Below are 18,918 nucleotides of genomic sequence, written 5' to 3'. Positions count from 1 at the left end.
TCCATAACGTGGGCGGTTAGTGACTAACAAAGGAGGATGAATCAGGCTCCGGAGGTGGAGGCGGTGGTGCGCCGGGAGGCGTGCCAGGGAATGAGGAACCATTCGGCGATCTGGATGATGGCGAACAGCAGCACTCCGAGCAGGGACATGATGATCAGTGCGGCGAACAGCATGGCGGTGTCGATGTTGCCGTTCGCCTGCAGAATCACGTACCCCAGACCCTCGTTGGCTCCGACGAACTCCCCGACCACGGCGCCGGTCACGGCCAGGGTCGCTGCCACCTTCAGGCCGGACATCAGCTGGGGGAGGGAGGCGGGCAGACGGACCTTCAGGAACGTCTTGAGCGGATTAGCACCCATGGTCGACGTCAGCTCCAGGATCTCCGGGTCCACGGAGCGCAGCCCGGCCATCCCTGAGATGACGATCGGGAAGAAGGCCATGAGAACGGCGACAAAGATCTTTGGTTCCATGCCGAATCCCAGCCAGACCACGAACAGCGGGGCAATGGCGATCTTGGGAATGACCTGGGCGAACAGGATGATCGGGTACATGGTCTTTTCCAGCGACTTGGAATACACCATCAGCACGGCCACGATCTCGCCGAGCACGAAGGCGATGAAGAACCCGAGAATCGTCTCGATGCTCGTCACCGTGGTGTGCTGGGCAAGATAGCCGGCGTTGTCGACGACCGCACCCCACGTGTCCTGGGGGCTGGGCAAGATAAACGGCGCCACCCAGTTGCGGGCCGTGACCAGCCACCACAGCAAGCACAGGGCGACCACGAAGGTCACCGGACGCCACAGCTCCGCGCTCCACCGAGCAGCAACACGGGAGAGGGTGCGATGAGGACGGTTCTCCCCCTCTGGTGAAGGGCTAGAAGGCTTGGATGGTTCTCCGGCCACAGCGGTCGGATCCTGAATGTTGCTGGTGACAGTGGACATGGTGGATGCTCCGCATCGTCAGGAGTGGAGTGTGGAGAGAGCTTAGAAGAAAGTTGGGAATGCGCTTTCCCATGAGCGTAGGGTGACCCGCAACACATGTCAACGATGTGAAGTGCGCTGGCTCACACAGTCGCGCATGGGCATCCACTGTGGAGAACGAGCTGCCGAAGCCTCGGGGAACGCCGAAGACGGTTCACTCCTGTGCCACGGAGGACGAGGGCATCGGCGAAGCATCCGCTCAAGGACAAGCTTGACCTGGCACCGCTGCAGGGAGCGCGAGGCCCGTTCGCGACTCGACTGCCATCAACCTCGGTGAGACGTGCGGCCCCAGGTTCACCCCTGTCACCGAACCGCCCTGCCAAAGGCCCACAGGCACCGCTGTTGTTGTTCAGTTACGCACAGCGATCTGGAAATCGATTGCGGTTTTTGCACACAGATTGCGTGCAGCGCAATCACCGACGGAAAAGTCCAGGCTGGAAGCCGAATGGGCACGGCAGGCACAGGCGCCATTCGCGTCACGTGCGGCACGTCATTCTCCGGCGACCAAACAGGATAAGCCCAGGTCAGGAGCCGGCTGGGGGAGCATCTGAGCTGTTACCCGGAACCTCACGATGTGCAGAAACCGCGAATAAAGTCGTTGTGGCTTTACATATGGCCGGTTATTGGTCATCGCGATAGCCCAGATGTGACTGAATTATGTGACCGTTCCTTTTGTCAAAGGGTCAGGGACCATAGGCCAAGGCGGTGTTGAATGGGTCAGTCGCAGGGACAGCACGCCCGCATTTGATAAGGCCGGACGTCACAACTCTCGACCGACTCTTCCCTCGTAGGCTGGCTCTCACGCGCGAGGAACAGGAGGCCGAAATGGCCGAGACGACAGTGGCCGAGGTGCTGGCCGAGCTGGCCGCGCTCGAGGACCCCAGAGTGCGCGCGGTGAACGAGCGGCACGGCGACGACCACGGGGTGAAGCTCACCCAGCTGCGGGCGGTCGCGAAGCGCCTGGGAAAGCAACAGGACCTCGCGCTCGAGCTCTGGGGGAACGGGGACACCGCGGCGCGACTGCTGGCGCTGCTGATCTGCCGGCCGAAGTCGTTCGAGCGGGACGAGCTGGACGCCATGGTGCGCGAAACGGTCACCCCTAAGGTGCACGACTGGTTCGTGAACTACGTGGTGAAGAAAAGTCCGCACGCCGAGGACCTCCGCGTGGCGTGGCTGGCCGATCCGGACCCCGTCGTCGCGAGTGCCGGCTGGGCGCTGACCGCCGACCGCGTGGTCAAGACGCCCGAGGGCCTCGACCTCGCCGGCCTCCTCGACGTCATCGAGGCGCAGATGAAGGACGCCCCGGAGCGTCTGCAGTGGGCGATGAACACCTGCCTGGCGCAGATCGGGATCGAGCACCCCGCCCACCGGGCCCGCGCCCTCGAGATCGGCGAGCGCCTGGAGGTGCTCAAGGACTACCCGACGCCGCCGAACTGCACGTCCCCGTACGCCCCTGCCTGGATCGCCGAGATGGTGCGCCGGCAGGACGCTCCGTAGCAGCACCGGCCCGCAGTGGGGCTAGCGTGAGGTGAGTGCGGTCGTGCCGCGCTCACCAGTCCCGCCGTGAAAGGCCCACATGTTCCTCCGCTCCGGCACCGCGCCCCGCCGTCGTCCCGTGCTGCCCGCGAAGGCGGCCTTCTGGGTGCAGGCGTCCGTGCTGGTGGTGGTCATGGCCGCCTCGAGTGCGCCCAGTCCGCTGTACCCGCTGTACCAGGACCTGTGGGGCTTCCCGCCGGTCGTGCTGACCGTCATCTTCGCCGCCTACGTGGTGGCGCTGCTCGCCGCCCTGCTGACGGTGGGGGCCCTGTCCGACCACCTCGGGCGGCGCCCGGTGCTGCTCGTCGCCCTGGTCCTGGAGATCGCCGCGATGGCCGTGTTCGTGCTCGCGGACAGCGAGGCGACCCTGGTGGTGGCCCGCCTCGTCCAGGGCGTGGCGACCGGCACGGCGACCGGGGCGCTCGGCGCCTACGTGATCGAGCTGGAGCCGGAGGAGCGCCGGGGGCTGGGGACCGTGATCACCGGGGCAGGGCCGGTCCTCGGCCTGGCCGGCGGGGCGGTGGCCTCGAGCCTCATCGTCGCGGCCGCCCCGCAGATGATCGACCTCATCTTCCTCGTGCTGCTGGGATTGCTGATGCTGCAGGCCGTGGGCACGACGCTCGGCCCCGAGACCGTGGAGCGCGCACCCGGGGCGCTGGCCTCGTTGCGTCCGCGGGTCTCCTTTCCGCCGCAGGTGCGCCGCTCGGCGGTGTGGGTGCTGCCCGCCACGGCCGCGTGCTGGTCCCTGGGCGGTTTGATCATCTCCCTGGGGCCCAACCTGGTCCGCTCGCTGACCGGGGCGGACTCCGTGGTCCTGACGGGCCTCGTGGTCGCGGCGCTGACGGGCACCGGCGGGATCGCGATCCTGCTCTTCGGCGCGACGGCGCCGGAGCGGGTGCTCGCCGTGGGCATGAGCGTCCTGGTGGTGGGCATGGCCGCCACGATCGCCGCGCTCGTCGTCGGGTCCGTGGGGCTGTACTTCGCCGCGACGGTGGTGGCCGGCGTCGGCTTCGGCGCCGGCTTCCTCGGGGTGCTGCGCACGCTGCTGCCGCAGGCGGCCCCGCACGAGCGGGCGGGGCTGCTCTCGGCGATCTACGTGGTCAGCTATCTCTCCCACAGCATCCCGGCCGTGGCGGCCGGTGCCGTCGCGGGTGCGGTCGGTCTGGTGCCCACAGCCGTCGGCTATGCCGGCATGGTCATGGTGCTGGCCGTGGTCGTGCTCCTCGGCCTGCTGCGGAACCGCACGCGCCGCTCATGACCTCCGGCGGTGGTGGAGGACGAGCAGCCGCGCGTAACCGTCCGTGAGGTGGTCGATGAGGTCGACCTTCAGGTACTCGTGCTCCGAGAGCCGGCGCACGGTGTGCAGAGAGATCCCGTCGTACTGCACGGGGTGGGGCAGCTCGCCCCGCCCGCCGGGAGGCTCCACGTCCAGCCGCCACGCGTCCAGGTCCTTCTGGGGTGTGGGGTCGTGCAGCGGCGTACGGGTCCACAGCCGGCCGTCCGTGCTCACGACCAGGCCGCGGATCACGTGCCATCCGTCGCCGCACGCGACCCGGGAGAACGCGTGGCCGATCAGGGGGTAGGACCGGGCGCCCTCAGGGACGTGCACGAGCTTGGCCGGCTTCAGGCCCTCGCGGCGCAGCAAATCGCTCGCCTCGACCCCGACCTTCCGCACCTCGTCCAGGGCCCGCTCGAGGGCGGCCTCGCGCGCACCGCGGTCGTGCGGGGTGCGGCGGCGCGGCTCCGGCTGGTGCGGTGCCCGGGCGGCAGCGCGGGTACGCCGTTCGTCCTCGATGCTCATGCCAGCCCCTTGCCTCGGTGGCCTCGATTCTATGTGGTCCACCTCACTCGGGTCGGGATCCCGGCCGGACGGGATGTGCGTCAGTCCCGTGCGGGCAGCCGCCGCTGCGCCGCCGTGGGGAAGCGCTGCCGCGTCCTGGTGATGAGCTCAGGGCGGATGTCCGCGACAGTGAGCGAAGGGTCGGGGCCGAGCTCGGCAACGGTCGCGCCCATGGGGTCGACCACGAGGGAGTGCCCGATCGAGATCGGCTTGGCCTGGCACGAGCCCACGACGTAGGCCCCGTTCTCGATGGCCCTGGCCGTGGACAGCGCCTGCCACTGCCGCAGCTTGTGCTCGCCCGGCACCCACGCCGCGCAGCTCAGCAGGACCTGCGCCCCGACGTCGGCCAGGGACCGGGCCAGTTCCGGGAAGCGCAGGTCGTAGCAGGTCAGGAGTCCGAAGCGCAGCCCTTCCAGGTCGAAGACCACCGGTGTCGGTTCGGCGGCCGCCTGGATGAAGCGGGACTCCGCGTAGCCCTGGGCGTCGAAGAGATGGATCTTGCGGTAGCTCACCACCCGCCGCCCCGCGGCGTCGTGGACCACCAGCGTGTTGTGCGCGCGCCCCGGAGTGCCGGAGGCCTCGACCGTGCCCGCCACCACGGCCACCCCGTGGAGCGCGGCGAGGCGTCCCAGTTCCGTGTCCACGGGGCCGTCGAGCGGTTCGGCCACTTGGGGGAACGTCTCGTCGACGGCCTTCTTCAGGTACGTGGCGTACTCCGGCAGCACCACCATCCGGGCGCCGTGGCCGGCGGCCTCCTCGACGAGGCCCGCGATGGCCGTCAGGTTCGCCGCCACATCCGGGCCGGACCGGAGCTGGCCCAGGGCGATCCGCATCCCGTGCGTCCTTCCGCGAAGAGGAGTCAGGCGACCTCTTGGGTGACCTGCTGTTCCGTGGCCGACATCTCCGGCGGCGCCGTGCGGAAACCACGGGTGACCACGGCCAGTGCGATGATCCCACAGGCCAGCCAGATGGAGCCCAGCGTGAGGGCGTTCGCGTCGAGCTGGGAGAGCAGGAAGGCGCACACGAGGGCGCCTCCTGCGGGCACCACCACATAGCTCAGGACGTTGAGCTGGTTCCCGGCGCGGCGTTCGCGCACGAAGTGGAAGATCACGGCGAGGTTCACCAGGGTGAAGGCGGTGAACGCCCCGAAGTTGATGAACGACGTGGACGTGGCCACGTCCAGGAAGACGGCGATCAGTCCCACCGCCCCGGTGATGACCAGGTTCAGGACGGGGGTGCGGAAGCGCGGGTCCAGCCGGCCGAACACGCCCTTCGGCAGCACGGCGTCGCGGCCCATGGCGTAGAGCAGCCGGGAGGCGCTCGCCTGGGCGGCGAGGCCGGAGGCGAACTGGGCGACGACGAGACCGGCGAGGAAGACCGCCCCGAACAGCTGACCGCCGATCTGCAGGGCGATCTGGGACGCCGCGGAGGCGGTGTCCTCGAACTGGCCTCCGGGGTGGACCAGCTGCGTCACGTACGACACGACGACGAAGATGCCGCCGCCGATCAGAGCGATGAGCATGATCGCGCGGGGCATGTTCTTGCGCGGCTCGACGGCCTCCTCCGTGAGCGTGGTGACCGCGTCGAAGCCCAGGAAGGAGTAGGCGGCAATGGCTGCGCCGGCCGTGACCATCCCGAGGTCGGAGGTGCTGTTGAGGAACGGCTCGGTGCTCACCAGGCCGCCCGGTCCGCCGGACGAGACCACGTAGGTGATCGACAGCGCGACGAAGAACGTCAGGACCAGGAGCTGGAAGGCCATCAGCAGGTAGTTGGCCTTGTCCGCGACCTTGATCCCGAGCACGTTGAGCACCGTGGTGATGACGATGAACCCGATGATCCACGCGGCGAAGGGAACTCCGGGGAACTGGGCGTCGAGGTAGGAGGCGCCGATCAGCCAGATGACCATGGGCAGGAACAGGTAGTCCAGCAGCACCGCCCACCCGACGAGGAAGCCCGCGCGTGAGTCGATGGAGCGGCGGACGTACGTGTAGGCGGAGCCGGCCACCGGGAAAGCCGCGGCCATGCGCCCGTAGCTGTGCGCGGTCAGCAGCATGGCCGCCAGGGCCACGAGGTAGGCAGCCGGCGCCGCGCCGCCGGCGGCCTCGGAGATCACGCCGAAGATGCCGAGGACGATGATCGGGGTGAGATAGGCCAGTCCGAAGAGGACGAGCGAAGGCAGCCGCAGCGTGCGGGTCAGGGTGGTGGTGTCCATGCTGGGTTCCTCAGGAGTCGAAGGGTCGCGGTGTCCACGTCGCCGGGTCCATCCGGCCCCCGTAGACGGGAAGTTCGATGGGGCTCTCGCCGGCGCGGAACTGGGACCACATGCGGTTGATCCCCTCCGTGCCCTCGGTGCGCACGCGCTCGACCTGGCTCAGGTCCAGCTTCACCTCGAGCAGCTCCGGCCGGTCACCGGCGGCGGATGCGAGAATCCGTCCCTCCGGGTCGACGACCACGCTCTGCCCGGCGCCCACGGGCCCGGCGCAGTTCACGCTGACCATGAACACCTGGTTCACGATGGCGTTGGCCTGCGCCAGGACCAGTTCCTGGCGCCGGTCCGGGGTGGTGGTCTTCACGACGTTGAGGATGACGTCGGCACCCATCCAGGCCAGTTGACGGGTCACCTCGGGGAACCACGCGTCGTAGCAGATGTTCAGTCCCAGTCGTCCGACGCCGTCGATGTCGACGGTGCTGAACCGGTCGCCGGGATCGTACGGTTCGTGCGGTCGCCAGGGGAAGATCTTGCGGTAGTAGCCGGCGAGCTCTCCTGCGGGGGAGAGCACCAGCAGGGTGTTGAAGAGCTGACCGTCCGGGCCGCGCTCGCACACGCTGCCGGGCACCAGCCAGATCCCGAGGTCACCGGCCAGCTGCTGGAGCTCCCGCGTGCGGGGTCCGTCCAGCGGCTGGGCGCTGTCCTGCAGGGCCTCGGTGCGCTGCTGGTCGGGGTCGCCGTCCGCGAACAGATGCAGCTCGGGGAAGACCACCAGTTCGGTGCCAGTGCGGGTTCGGAGGATCTCGGTGACCTCGTCGGCGAAGGCGGACACGGGCTCGCCGATGAGGCGGGGGGCGGCCTGCGCTGCGACCAGGGGAAGCGTGCGGTGCATGTGGGATCCGATCTGCTGGGCCTGCGTACGCCGGTTATATTAGATCTAAATGATCTATTAAGGGAAGAGGTGTGATGCGGAGCCGTACAGTGGGCGGCGTGGCCCACGACAACGAACCGACAGGCGGCCTCGGGGACGGGGTGCTCGGCGGTCTCGAGCGGCGCAACGCCATCGAGGCCGTGCGCCTGAGGATCGGCATGGCCATCTCGTTGGGCATGCTGCACCCCGGGGAGCGGCTGCCGGACCAGGAGGACGTGGCCCGTGGGCTCTCCGTCAGCCCCATCACGGCCCGGCGGGCGCTGACGAGCCTGGCGGAGGACGGGGTGCTGGTCCGGCGACGCGGGCGCACCGGAGGAACGTTCGTCGCAGATCCCCCCAACGCCGAGGCACTGCGTCAGCTGGTGGTCCCTGCGGCGGAGACCGTGGAAGTGCACGGCCTCATCGATCGCCGGATGCTCATGGAGTGCGCACTGGCGCACTTCGCCGCCCTGCGGGCCACCAACGAGCAGGTCCAGCATCTCGAAGAGCTGACCCGCCGCATGGCCGAGGCGCAGAGCTGGTCCGCATACCACCAGGCCGACGACGAGTTCCACCGCTCCGTCGCAGAGGTCGCCGCCGTCGGGACGGCCACGGCGGAATACCTGAAGGTGCTGGAGCAGCTGTACGGCTACTTCATCCCCTACCCCATCGAGCAGCTGCACGTGTCGAACCACGACCACATCGGGCTGGTCCGGGCACTGGCCGCACGCGACTGCGCAACGGCCGTGGAGATCTCCCATCAACACGTGGACCGGCTGCACCGGACCATGTTCATGGGACTCCTGGAGGCTCACCCGGTGGGGAACTCCTCCGACCCCGTGTGACGCGCCGCCGGCCGGCCCGGACCGGGACCGAGGAGGCAGACGTACCATGTCAGCCACCGGCCCGCCCTGCCGATGCCGCACCCGGGCGGGGCCCCCGGCCCCGGGGACCTGGTCGGTGGATGCCCACGACGCACAGGAGGCCTCCGATGACCCGCACCGTCTTCTACACCGCCACCACCCTGGACGGCTACCTCGCCGACGAGCAGGACTCCCTCGAGTGGCTGTTCCGGCAGGACTCGGACCCCGAGGGCCCGTTCCGCTACGACGAGTTCATCGCCGGGGTCGGGGCGGTTGTGATGGGCCGCACCACCTACGAGTGGGTCCGCGCGCACCTGCAGGCCTCCGGCGAGGACTGGCCCTACGCCATGCCCACCTGGGTGGTCACCCACGCCGAGCTGCCGGGGATCCCCGGGGCGGACCTCCGCTTCGCCCAGGGGGAGGTGGCGCCGATCCACGCCGCCCTCGCGGAGGCCGCCGGCGGGAAGGACATCTGGGTCGTCGGCGGCGGCGACCTGGCCGCCCAGTTCGCCGAGGCCGGACTGCTGGACCGGCTGATGGTCTCCATCGCGCCGGTCACCCTCGGGGCGGGCCGCCCCCTGTTCCCCCGCCGCTTCGACCTGGAGCTGGAGGACGTGGCCCGGAACCGGGCGTTCGTCTGCGCAACCTACCGCGTGGTGGGCCCGATGGCGCCCGCGGGTGGAGGACCGACCGCCTGAACCCGGCCCCGGCTCAGATCTCGATCCGGTGCGCCTCCCGCAGGTTCACGAAGCGCTCGGGGTTCGAGGTCAGCACGATCACCTGGGTCCGCTCCCCGGCGGTGGTGATGGCCGAGGCCAGCCTCCGGAGCCGCTGCGGGTCGGAGTGGCCCAGGGCGTCGTCGAGCAGCACCGGCACCCCGTCCTCCGGGTCCACGAGCAGGGCGGTGGCGAGCCGGATGAGGATCACCAGCTGCTCCTTGGCCCCCGTGGAGAGGGAGGCGAACGGCAGCCAGTCGCCGTCGAGCTTGCGCTGCTCCACCTCCAGGGACCCGCTCACCTGGACCTCGAAGTCCGGGCCGTAGACCGACCTGCCGAGATGCTCCACCTCGGTGCGGAACGGCTGGACGTACTGGGCGTGGGCGCGCTCGCGGTGCTCCAGCAGCGTCCGCTCCAGGAGCAGGGCGGCCTCGGCCCGCCGCTCGATCCCGGCGAGGTGACGCCGGGCGGCCTCGAGCCGTGTCCCGGCCTGGTCGTGGGCCAGCTGCACCCGGTCCCGGCCCATGCCCTCGAGCCGGCCAGCCAGGGACTGGTGGCGTCCCCGCCGCTCGCCCAGCAGCGTCTCGAGCCCCTCGATCTCATCCGCGACGTGCTGCTGGTCGGACAGCACCCTCTCGGCGTCGAGGCCGGCGAGAGCCGTCTCGTGCCCGTCGATCTCCGCCTGGACCGCCGCCAGCGCCTCGGCCGCCGCGGTGGCGGCACGGTCCAGGTCTTCGTCCGGCACCTCGCGGCGGGCGTCCTCGAGCCGGGTCCGGGAGCCGGCGAGGGCGCGCTCCTGCTCGAGCGCGGCGCCCTGCAGGGAGTGCAGCGTCGTCTGGGCGGACTGCAGGGCGGACCGGGCGGCTTCGGCAGCGGCCTCGGCGTGGAGCGCGGCGTCCTCGGCGTCGTTGAGGGCGGCCTCGGCGGCCTCAACCGTTTCCTGGGCGGCACCGGCGGTCTCCGGCAGCGGAGCGCCGCGGTCGCGTCGGTCGCCGTACTGCTCGATCGCTGCGGCGAGGCGGTCCCGGTCGTCGCGCAGGCGGCTCTCGTCCTCGCCGTCGAGCAGCCGGTCGCGCTGGGCCACGGCCTCGCGCACCTGCTGCGCCAAATCCTGCGCGGCACGCCACTCGGTGCGGGCCGCGGCGACCGACTCGACCCCGTGTCGGGCCAGCAGCGCGGTGAACCGCTCGCGGGCCGTGCGGGCGGCGTCCCGGCGGGCCGCGATGCCCTGCTCCGGGAAGACCCGCAGCCGCCACTCGCCGGGGATCTCCACCTCGACCTCGTCCGTCACCGGGACGGACCACGGCTCCTCCGGGGCGATCTCCTCGGTGCTGTCGCCGCGAGTGATCGGGCGCGCGCGGCCCAGCGCGGTCAGCTCCACCCGGGCGCTGCCGGCCGCCAGCTCCGCCTCGGCCTTCTCCGCCGCCCGCTCGGCCCGCTCCAGCTCGTCCAGGACGTCCTCGTCGATCTCCGTGCCGGGACGGGACCGCAGCTCGGCCAGCTGCGCCCGGACCGCTTCGAGCGAGTCCAGGATCTCGAGCACGCGGCGGTGGCGCTCGACGTCGTCGAGGTGCTTCCGGTCCTCCCGGGCGGAGCGGTGGGCCGCCCGGGCCTCCTGCACGGCGGCCTGGGCCGCGGTCCGGCGCTCCTCGGCCTCCTCGGCGTGCTCCCGCACCGGGGCGAGCTCCTGCTCGCAGGACCGCAGGTCCTCGGCGAGTGCTGCGCTGCGCTCCTCGTCGGCGGTCAGCGCGGCCACGAGCTCCGCGCGGCGGGCCGAGCGCTCCCGGGCGCGGTCGAGCTCGCCCTGGGCGGCGTCCCGCCGGCGCTGGGCCTCCTGCCGCTGCCGCTGGACGGCCTCGATCTCCCCGGCGGCACGGTCCAGATCCGCCTTCTCCGCGCGGGCAGTCCCGAGCTTCCGGCCGGTGGCGGCGATCTCCTCGGTGAGCTCGGCGAGCTCCTCCTCGACCACCGCGATGCCCCGCAGCTCCTCGGCGGCCTCCGCGGCCGCGGTCCCGGCCGCACGGCAGTCGGTCTCGGCCTGGAGGTACTTGGCGTTCTTCTTCCGCGTCGAGGTCCAGTACCTGTCGCACTCCGCACTCACGCGTTCCAGGAGGGAGGCGACCTCGCGGTCGTCGCCCTGGGCCTGACCGGCGTGGCACTCCAGGGCCCGGCGCAGGGCCGCGCTGTCGGTGAGGGCGTTCTGGGTCAGCCCGCCGGCCTGCATGAAGCGCAAGGCCTTCCACAGCGCGGTGTCGGCCCCGCCCCACAGCTGCTCGGCGGCGTCGTGGGCCTCGCGGCTCGTGAGCTTGTGGCCGCTCCGGGGGCCCGAGATGTACTCCAGGGTGGTGGACGGCCGCTTCAGCCACTGCTTGGTGTAGACCACGCGGGTCGTCCCGATCGAGAACTCCGCCTCCACGAGGACGGGCACGTCCCGGCCGGCGGGCTTCGCCCCGGTGATCTTCTTGTGCTTGCTGTTGTCCGGGAGCTCGATCAGCGCGTCCAGGGCGTCGATCATCGAGGTCTTGCCGATCTCGTTGCGGCCGGTCAGCACCACGACCCCGGCGTCGGGGAAGACGACCTCGCGGGCGGTCACGCCGCGGAAGTTCTCCAGCTTGAGACGGTGCAGCTTCATCGGGTCGGTCCTCCCACGAGGCGGTACAGGAGCCGGAGCGCGTCCCCGGCGACGGGCGCGTCCTCGGACTCCGAGCCGGCCAGCTCGCGCAGCTCGGTCACGGCGTCGGCGGCGTACCCGCCGACGTCCAGGTCTTCGAACTCGTGCTCGTCCGGGATCACCACCAGGTCGGTGTGCCGCTCCCACGCGTTGAGGCTCGCGAAGATCTCCGCCTGCTCCTCGAGCAGATCGTCCAGCTGCGCGGACTCGGAGAGGTTCAGGGTGCCGGTGAAGACGGTCTTGAGGATGATCCGCTCCTTCGGGGTGAGGGCGGCGAGCTCGGCCCGCAGCGTCTCGACGTCGTCGGCGCCGTCGAGCTGCCGGTGGAGGACGCGGTGCTCCCACTGGCCCACCTCGTGGGAGGTGACGTCCACGGTGCTCCCGTCCAGCGCCACCTCGAGGACGTGGCCGCGGCCGTGCTCGCGGAAGCCCGTGGACTCGTGGGTGCCGGAGTAGTGGATGGCGCCGCGGTCGTCCTCGGGCCAGCGGATGTGCCGGTCGCCCAGCGCCACGTAGTGGATCGCCCCGCGGGCCAGGGCCTCGTCCAGGGGCGCTCGACGTACGGTCACCTGGGAGGTGCGGTCCGGGTCCAGTTCGTCGAGCATCCCGTGGCCGACGACGACGCGCAGCGTCCCGTCCGGGGCCAGCCCCTCCAGGGCCGGGGCGACCGGGTCCGCGTCGGGCCGCTTGCTGCGCCAGGGCGCGGCCACCAGCTCCACGCCCTCGGCAACCGGCCACGGGCCGGTGTCGTCGAGCAGGGTCACGTTGTCCGGCTTCAGATCACGGAAGGCGTCCTGCGCGTAGATCGAGCCCGGTCCGAGCGGATCGTGGTTGCCGGGCAGCAGGTACACCGGCAGCCCCACCGAGCCCATGGCGTCCAGGGCGCGCCCGACGTCCCGGCGGCTGAGGTTGGCGTGCTCGAAGACGTCGCCGGCCACCACCACGAACGCGCATCCCCGGGCGCGGGCCAGCTCCCCGATGCGGCGGATCGTCTCGACCCGGTCACCGGTGTAGCGGGACTGGGCCTCGCCCTCGAGGTAGTGCCGGGTCATGCCGAGCTGCCAGTCGCTCGTGTGGAGGAATCGGATGCTCGTCATCGAGGCTCCTCGTGCGGTCGGGGGGTGCTCTCCCAGGGGGTGGGTCCAGTGCCACGCTATCGGGATTGGCGGACACCGAAGGCCCCGGCACCCCGGCGTGTGCTTCGATGGGGCTCATGGAGTCGAGCAACCGGAACGACCTGTGGGCGGCCGTCCACGCCGAGCGCGCGCGCCTGGCCGAGGACCTGGCCGGACTGGACGAGACACAGTGGGCGGCGCCGTCCCTGTGCGGGCGGTGGACCGTGGAGGACGTCGTCGCGCACCTCACCGCGGCCGCGAGCATCGGCCGGCTCCGCTGGCTCCGGAGCGTGCTGGGCGCCCGCTTCGACTTCGACCTGCACAACCAGCGCCGCCTCGAGGAGCACCGGGGCGCCACCCCGGCCGAGACCCTCCAGCGGTTCCGGACCGCGGCCGGCAGCACCGCGGCGCCCTCCAAGGACACCGCGGCGTGGCTGGGGGAGGTCGTCGTCCACGGCCAGGACGTCCGCCGCCCGCTGGGGCTGCCGCGCACGCCGCCGGTCGGGACCGTGACCGCGGTGGCGCGGTTCTACGCGGGCAAGGACTTCGCGGTGCCCAGCCGCAGCGCCGCCCAGGGCCTCCACCTGGTGGCCACCGACGGTCCGTTCGAGTCCGGCGCCGGGCCCCTGGTCAGCGGGACCACGCTGGCGATCGTCATGGCGCTGGCCGGCCGCGCGGCGTACTGCGACGACCTGACCGGCGAGGGCATCTCGATCCTGCGGTCCCGCTGCTCGCCCGCCTGAGCGAGCTACCTGAGAGAGTGGGGAAGGGCCGGCCGCGCGCCGGTCCCGCACGACACCACGCACCCGAGCAGAGGAGACACCTTGGCCGAGACCATCGCCGGCATCACCGTTCCGGACTCCGCCCTCGTCCGCGAGACCACCGAGCTGGTCCGGCGGGCCGCCGACGAGAGCCTGTTCAACCACTCCCGCCGGGTCTACCTCTTCGGCATGCTCAAGTCCGCCGCACGCGGACTCGAGGTGGACCCGGAGCTCGCCTACGTGGGCGCGATGTTCCACGACCTCGGCCTCACCGACGAGTACCGCACCCAGGACCAGCGCTTCGAGATCGACGGCGCCGCGGCGGCACAGGCGTTCCTGCGCGACCACGGCCGCTCCGCCGAGGAGGCGCGCAACGTGTGGCTGGCGATCGCCCTGCACACCACGCCGGCCATCCCGCTGCACCTAGAGCCCGAGGTCGCTGTGGTCACCCTCGGCGTCGAGACCGACGTGCTGGGCCTGGACCTGGACCAGATCTCCGAGGAGCACCGCGCCGAGGTCGTCGCCGCGCACCCCCGGCCGGACTTCAAGAACAAGATCCTCCGCGCGTTCTACGACGGCATGGCCGACCGGCCCGAGACCACCTTCGGCACCATGAACGACGACGTGCTCGCCCACTTCGACCCCGACTTCCACCGGGAGGACTTCGTGCGCATCATCCAGGAGAACGCCTGGCCCGAGTGAGCACCGCGGGGTCTCCGCAGCCCGGCGGAGACCCCGCGGCCTGCGGGCCCGCAACGGGGCGGTCACACCGTTGTGCCGTCCTCGAGCCGGGGGGAGCATGGAGTCCCGGCCCGCCGAAGCTCCAGGAGTTCCCGTGGCGTACAGGTTCTTCCCCCACATCCCCGTCGCCGACCTGGAGCGCTCGCGGTCCTTCTACCAGGCCCTGGGCTGGCGCACGGCCCCCGGCATGGCCGAGGGACACAGCCTGATCCTGGATCTCGGGGAGGACTTCGGGGTCACGCTCGTCGAGCGGCGGTTCATGCAGCAGGCCATCGGCGAGGACCAGGAGCTCGCGGACCCGAGCCGCACGGTGAGCGGCAGCTTCGCCCTGCTCGTCGACATCCCCGAGGAGGTCGACGCCCTGGTCGAGCGGGCGGTCGCCGCCGGCGCCACCGCGGGGCACCGCAAGGACGACAGCTACACGAGCCACCGGGTGTTCGCCGACCTGGACGGCCACCGGTGGAACATCGTGTGGGCGGACCCGATCGTGGCGACCCGGGACTGAGGCATGACCCGTTCTTCGGAGCAGTATGTTGGAAACGTCAGATTCACAAGATTCACAAGATTCACCGACATTCACCGACATTCACAGGGGCAGCGTGGAGAATCCTTTTCGTCCCACGGCCGGGGCCTCCCCGCCCGAGATCATCGGACGGGCCGGAGTCCTGGACGAGTTCGCCTATGGACTGCGCCTCCGTTCGGGAGCGCCCGGGCTGCTGACCATCTTCACGGGGGCCCGAGGAGTGGGCAAGACCGTGATGCTGGGCGCCGCCGAGGACCTGGCCCGGGCCGAGGGCTGGGCCATCGTGTCCGAGACGGCGACACGGGGATTCATGGGCCGCATCGGCAACTCGATGCGTCGGCTGGCCGACGAGCTCGGCAGCGGACCCCAGGGCCGGCGGCTCACGTCCGTCACGGCGGCCGGCTTCGGCTTCACCACTCAGCTGCCACCACACCAGCAGCTGGAGTGGCGCGAAGAGGGGCTGCGACTCCTGCGCCTGTTGGAGGAGCAGCGGACGGGACTGCTCATCACCGTGGACGAGATCCATGCCGCAGACCGGCAGGAGATCGCCCAGCTGGCCGCGGACGTGCAGCACTTCATCCGGGCGGACCTGCCCATCGGTCTGCTCTTCGCCGGCCTGCCGGCGGCCGTGTCGGACCTGCTGAACGAGGGGGTGGCCACGTTCCTCCGCCGCGCCGACCGGATCGACCTGCACGCGGCCGCGGTCGGCGACGTCCAGCAGTCCTACCTGGAGACCTTCGCGGCGGGCGGCTTCGCCCTCGACGACGATCAGGCCCGCCGTGCCGCCGAGGCCACCGGAGGCTATCCCTTCCTGATCCAGCTGGTGGGGTACTTCCTGTGGCAGGAGGCGGAGAAGGTCTCCGCCGCGGTCACGGACACCATGGTGGACCACGCCGTGACCGCCGCTCGCCGCCGGAACGAGCGCGTGGTCATCGAGGCGGCGCTCTCGACGGCCTCCCCGCGCGATCTCGACGTCCTCCGGGCCATGGCGCAGGACGACGGTCCGTCCACCGCCGGGGACATCGGCGCCCGGATCGGGGCCAGGCCGAACACCGTCGGCAACTACAGGACCCGGCTCATCGACGCCGGATTGATCGAGCCCGCGGGGTACGGACTGGTCCGCTTCGCCATTCCCGGACTGCGCGAGCACCTGCGACAGCCTCCGCACCAGGACGTCCGGGGTGCCGGCAAACCGTCTGTCCCCTAATCAGGGGATAGAAGGGGATCCGAAGCGAAGGCCGTAACGCCGATCTCCGTCATGAAGCGAACGTTGGCAGTGGTCAACGGCTGATTTCGAGTCCTTGGTACCCATGTTGCCCTGCCGAGTGATCACCCTTCTTATGATGCACAGACAACGAATTACATGTGCACACACTTGGAGGATCACCATGAAGAAGACCGCAGCAGCAGTGGCCGCACTGGCCGTCGCCGGATTCACCGGACTGTCGATGGCCCCGGCCTCGGCGCAGATGTTCCAGAACTGCACGGCGGCGAACAACGCCGGCTACTACAACATCCCTGCCTCGTCCGCCGCCTACAGTCCCGACCTTGACCGCAACAGCGACGGCGTGGCGTGTGAAGGCGGCGGCACCACGGTCTACATCTCCCCGGCGGTCGACGCGCCGGTCGCGCCGGACACGTCCGACGTCGTGCAGAACACCGCCGTGTTCGACAACTGCACCGAGGCTCGCGCGGCCGGCCGGGTCAACATCCCCGCCGGTGACCCCGCGTACGGCCTGCACCTCGACGCCGACCGCGACGGCTTCGGCTGCGACGCCGACGGCACCGACGACGGCGTGCAGTACCAGGAGATCATCGACTGGGTGCCGGCGGACTGGGCCGACGGAGGCCAGGGCTACGACCAGGTCGGCCAGGTGCCCGCCGGCGGCGCCGACACCGGCGTTGAGGGCGAGTCCGCCGTGCCGGGTCTCGTGCTCGCGGGCGGTCTGACCGTGATGGCGGCCGCCGGTGCGACCGTCGTGGCCCGCCGCCGCGCCACCCAGGGCTGAGCTCCGGGCAGGTCCGCGACAGCGGGGTAGGTTCGTGCCCGTGCTGATGTTCTCCCGCGACCGCCGCAACAGCTTCCTCGCTGCTGCGGCGGTCGCTGCCCTGCTGCTCACCGGATGCGCCCAGGAGTCGCCGGCTGAACCAGGAGTGGGCGCGGCCGGTCCGGCGTCGTCGTCCTCCTCGTCCGTGCCTTCGCCCAGGGCGACACCGTCGGCGGGGGCGACCTCCGCGCACGCCTCCGCTCCGACGCCCGGGACGACCAGCGGGCCGACGGGTGAGCCGACAAGCGGCCCGCGGCCCATGGCGGAGTCGGAGCCGCTCTCGGTCGACATCCCCGCCCTCGGCCTCGGCTCCGAGCTGCTGCACCTGGGCCTGCGGGGAGACGGTGCGCTGGAGGTGCCACCCGGCGATCCCGGTTCGCCCGCGTCCTGGTACGACCAGTCGCCCACACCGGGAGAGCAGGGACCGGCGATCCTGCTCGGCCACGTCAACGCGACCGACGGCGGCCCCGGCGTCTTCGCCGGCCTGCGCGACCTGGTGCCGGGGGACACCGTCGAGGTGACCCGGGCGGACGGCTCCACCGCCGTGTTCGCCGTGGAGCGCGCCGAGCAGTACTCGAAGGACACCTTCGACACCCGTGCGGTCTACGGCAACACCGAGGGCCCCGAGCTCCGGCTCATCACCTGCGACGGCTACAACCTCTTCACCGGCGAGTTCGACGACAACTACGTCGTCTTCGCGACGCTCGTCGGCTGAACCGCGTGTTCCTGCCGGGCACAGCGCCCTGTCGGTCAGTCCGGACGGCGGCGCCCGCCCCGGCTCATCCGCGCCGGTAGGCGTGGCCCATCTCGGTGTGGGACCAGCGGGTCTCGATCCGGGCGTCGCCGCTGCGCCGCACGGCCTCGGCGGTCTCCCGGTCCAGCTCGGAGCGCCACTCCTCGATGGTGAGCAGGTCCGAGGACCGCAGCAGCGGCTGCCGGTAGATGTTCAGGGCCCGGGTCACCTCGCCCTGCTCGAGAGCGGTCCGCAGCTGCAGGACGTCGCTGGTGACGGCGGCCGGATCGGCGAAGCGGTAGGGGCCGGTGGTGATCACCGCCCCGAGCCGGCGGCGGACCCGGTGGATCTCGGTGCGGACCGTGCCGGGGGTGCCGTGCTCGCCGTAGAGCTCGTAGGCCATCTCCTCGGCGCTCCACCCGCGCTCGCGCAGGCTGAGCAGCGCGAGGATCTCCGCCGAGCGAGTCGGCAGGGGGAACCAGTCCCCGCCGCCCACCCGGGCCGCGGCCGGCTCGGCGAGCAGACGCAGCTCCAGGGACGGCGTGCCGGCCGTGCCGGCGGGGTGTCGTGAGTCCGTCCGGGCGGCGAGCAGCGTCTCGACGACGCGCGCGGCCGAGCGGACCAGGGCCCTGGTGTCCGGGGTGGCGGTGCCCCGCGGCCCGGACAGGTCGATGACGCCGAGCACCTCCCCGCTGCCTGGGTGTCGCACCGGGGCGGACGTGCAGTCCCAGGCGCTGTGGGACCGGGCGAAGTGCTCCGTGCCCCGCAGCTCCTCCGCGGCCCCGCTGCGCAGCGCCTGGGCGATCGCGTTGGTGCCCACGCCGTGCTCGTCCCAGCCGGCGCCCTCGACGAACCCGAGCCCGTCGGCGCGTCCCAGCGGTGAGCGTCCCCCGCGCCGCCACAGCACGGTGCCGTCGGGGCCGGTGAGGACCGCGACCCGGGCCTCGGCGGCGTCACGGACGACGCCCAGGAGATCGGCGACGACGTCGACGTGCGCCCCCAGCGGGGAGAGCGCGCGCAGCTGCTCGACCTCGTGGTCCGGGAGCACCTCCCGCGGGCCGTCCAGGTCCCGGGACATGCCCCGGGCGGCGCACCGCTCCCAGGCCGAACGCACCGGTTCCGGTGTCCTCGCCGATCCGCAGCTGTCCACAGCGCGCTCCTCCGTCCTCTGCGCCCGTCCTGACGTCACCGGGTTCGTCACGGCGTCCGTCGTGATGCAACGCCGAGGAAACCCCCTGGGCTCCACAGTGGTGACACGCATCACATCGGACC

18 protein-coding genes are annotated in these 18,918 nt (G+C 71.2%); 10 read left to right on the top strand and 8 right to left on the bottom strand.

The window, feature by feature from the left end; genetic code table 11:
- Positions 1-41: 41 nt before the first annotated feature.
- The gene (locus RF640_RS02880; RefSeq protein WP_368826504.1) at positions 42-941 is read right to left on the bottom strand and encodes an ABC transporter permease; all 900 of its coding nucleotides are present in this window, start codon (positions 939-941) and stop codon (positions 42-44) included.
- An 864-nt stretch (positions 942-1,805) separates the two neighbouring features.
- Here RF640_RS02880 and RF640_RS02875 point away from each other — a divergent pair.
- Both RF640_RS02875 and RF640_RS02870 read left to right on the top strand, forming a co-directional pair.
- Positions 1,806-2,477: a DNA alkylation repair protein gene (locus RF640_RS02875; protein ID WP_368826502.1), complete on the top strand. Its 672-nt coding sequence runs from the start codon at positions 1,806-1,808 to the stop codon at positions 2,475-2,477.
- A 79-nt stretch (positions 2,478-2,556) separates the two neighbouring features.
- On the top strand, positions 2,557-3,774 hold the full coding sequence (locus RF640_RS02870) for an MFS transporter (RefSeq protein WP_368826500.1): 1,218 nt from the start codon (positions 2,557-2,559) through the stop codon (positions 3,772-3,774).
- On the opposite strand, the gene RF640_RS02865 is transcribed toward RF640_RS02870, so the two are convergent.
- The 4 genes from RF640_RS02865 to RF640_RS02850 all read right to left on the bottom strand — a co-directional run bounded on the left by RF640_RS02865 (position 3,769) and on the right by RF640_RS02850 (position 7,457).
- The gene (locus RF640_RS02865) at positions 3,769-4,317 is read right to left on the bottom strand and encodes a hypothetical protein (RefSeq protein WP_368826498.1); all 549 of its coding nucleotides are present in this window, start codon (positions 4,315-4,317) and stop codon (positions 3,769-3,771) included. The two genes, RF640_RS02870 and RF640_RS02865, sit on opposite strands and share 6 nt — an antisense overlap.
- An 80-nt stretch (positions 4,318-4,397) precedes the next feature.
- Positions 4,398-5,189 carry a carbon-nitrogen hydrolase family protein gene (locus RF640_RS02860; protein ID WP_368826496.1) on the bottom strand — a complete coding sequence of 264 codons (792 nt, stop codon included), beginning with the start codon at positions 5,187-5,189 and terminating at the stop codon, positions 4,398-4,400.
- A 26-nt stretch (positions 5,190-5,215) separates the two neighbouring features.
- Positions 5,216-6,568 carry an APC family permease gene (locus RF640_RS02855; RefSeq protein WP_368826494.1) on the bottom strand — a complete coding sequence of 451 codons (1,353 nt, stop codon included), beginning with the start codon at positions 6,566-6,568 and terminating at the stop codon, positions 5,216-5,218.
- Positions 6,569-6,578: 10 nt separating this feature from the next.
- On the bottom strand, positions 6,579-7,457 hold the full coding sequence (locus RF640_RS02850; protein WP_368826492.1) for a carbon-nitrogen hydrolase family protein: 879 nt from the start codon (positions 7,455-7,457) through the stop codon (positions 6,579-6,581).
- A gap of 98 nt (positions 7,458-7,555) precedes the next feature.
- Between RF640_RS02850 and RF640_RS02845 the strand changes: the two genes are divergently transcribed.
- Both RF640_RS02845 and RF640_RS02840 read left to right on the top strand, forming a co-directional pair.
- The gene (locus RF640_RS02845) at positions 7,556-8,320 is read left to right on the top strand and encodes a FadR/GntR family transcriptional regulator (protein ID WP_368826491.1); all 765 of its coding nucleotides are present in this window, start codon (positions 7,556-7,558) and stop codon (positions 8,318-8,320) included.
- 146 nt (positions 8,321-8,466) lie between these two features.
- Positions 8,467-9,036: a dihydrofolate reductase family protein gene (locus RF640_RS02840; RefSeq protein ID WP_368826489.1), complete on the top strand. Its 570-nt coding sequence runs from the start codon at positions 8,467-8,469 to the stop codon at positions 9,034-9,036.
- A gap of 13 nt (positions 9,037-9,049) precedes the next feature.
- Here the strand turns inward: RF640_RS02840 and RF640_RS02835 are convergent, their stop codons facing one another.
- Positions 9,050-11,686: an AAA family ATPase gene (locus RF640_RS02835; protein WP_368826487.1), complete on the bottom strand. Its 2,637-nt coding sequence runs from the start codon at positions 11,684-11,686 to the stop codon at positions 9,050-9,052.
- Positions 11,683-12,822: an exonuclease SbcCD subunit D gene (locus RF640_RS02830; RefSeq protein ID WP_368826485.1), complete on the bottom strand. Its 1,140-nt coding sequence runs from the start codon at positions 12,820-12,822 to the stop codon at positions 11,683-11,685. The genes RF640_RS02835 and RF640_RS02830 overlap by 4 nt, the downstream gene beginning before the upstream one ends.
- Positions 12,823-12,938: 116 nt before the next feature.
- On the opposite strand from RF640_RS02830, the gene RF640_RS02825 reads away from it, so the two are divergent.
- The 6 genes from RF640_RS02825 to RF640_RS02800 all read left to right on the top strand — a co-directional run bounded on the left by RF640_RS02825 (position 12,939) and on the right by RF640_RS02800 (position 17,628).
- Positions 12,939-13,583 (top strand): maleylpyruvate isomerase family mycothiol-dependent enzyme, encoded by a 645-nt coding sequence (locus RF640_RS02825; RefSeq protein WP_368826483.1) that lies wholly within the window; start codon positions 12,939-12,941, stop codon positions 13,581-13,583.
- An 81-nt stretch (positions 13,584-13,664) separates the two neighbouring features.
- Positions 13,665-14,303, top strand: a complete 639-nt coding sequence (locus RF640_RS02820; RefSeq protein ID WP_368826481.1) for an HD domain-containing protein — start codon at positions 13,665-13,667, stop codon at positions 14,301-14,303.
- A gap of 133 nt (positions 14,304-14,436) precedes the next feature.
- Complete coding sequence (locus tag RF640_RS02815; protein ID WP_368826479.1) at positions 14,437-14,847, top strand: VOC family protein; 411 nt, start codon at positions 14,437-14,439, stop codon at positions 14,845-14,847.
- 94 nt (positions 14,848-14,941) lie between these two features.
- Positions 14,942-16,072: an AAA family ATPase gene (locus RF640_RS02810; protein ID WP_368826477.1), complete on the top strand. Its 1,131-nt coding sequence runs from the start codon at positions 14,942-14,944 to the stop codon at positions 16,070-16,072.
- A 181-nt stretch (positions 16,073-16,253) separates the two neighbouring features.
- On the top strand, positions 16,254-16,874 hold the full coding sequence (locus tag RF640_RS02805) for an excalibur calcium-binding domain-containing protein (RefSeq protein WP_368826475.1): 621 nt from the start codon (positions 16,254-16,256) through the stop codon (positions 16,872-16,874).
- A gap of 298 nt (positions 16,875-17,172) precedes the next feature.
- Positions 17,173-17,628 carry a class F sortase gene (locus RF640_RS02800; RefSeq protein ID WP_368826473.1) on the top strand — a complete coding sequence of 152 codons (456 nt, stop codon included), beginning with the start codon at positions 17,173-17,175 and terminating at the stop codon, positions 17,626-17,628.
- Between the two features lie 64 nt (positions 17,629-17,692).
- Here RF640_RS02800 and RF640_RS02795 read toward each other — a convergent pair whose 3' ends face one another.
- Entirely contained in the window at positions 17,693-18,760 is a 1,068-nt protein-coding gene (locus RF640_RS02795) for a GAF domain-containing protein (protein ID WP_368826471.1), read from the bottom strand.
- Between the last annotated feature and the right edge of the window lie 158 nt (positions 18,761-18,918).

It is taken from the genome of Kocuria sp. CPCC 205231, from assembly GCF_040980965.1.
GTDB classification, from domain to species: domain Bacteria; phylum Actinomycetota; class Actinomycetes; order Actinomycetales; family Micrococcaceae; genus Kocuria; species Kocuria rosea.
The sequence above is the reverse complement of the archived record's forward strand: the minus strand, read 5'-3'. Positions and strand labels throughout refer to the sequence as shown.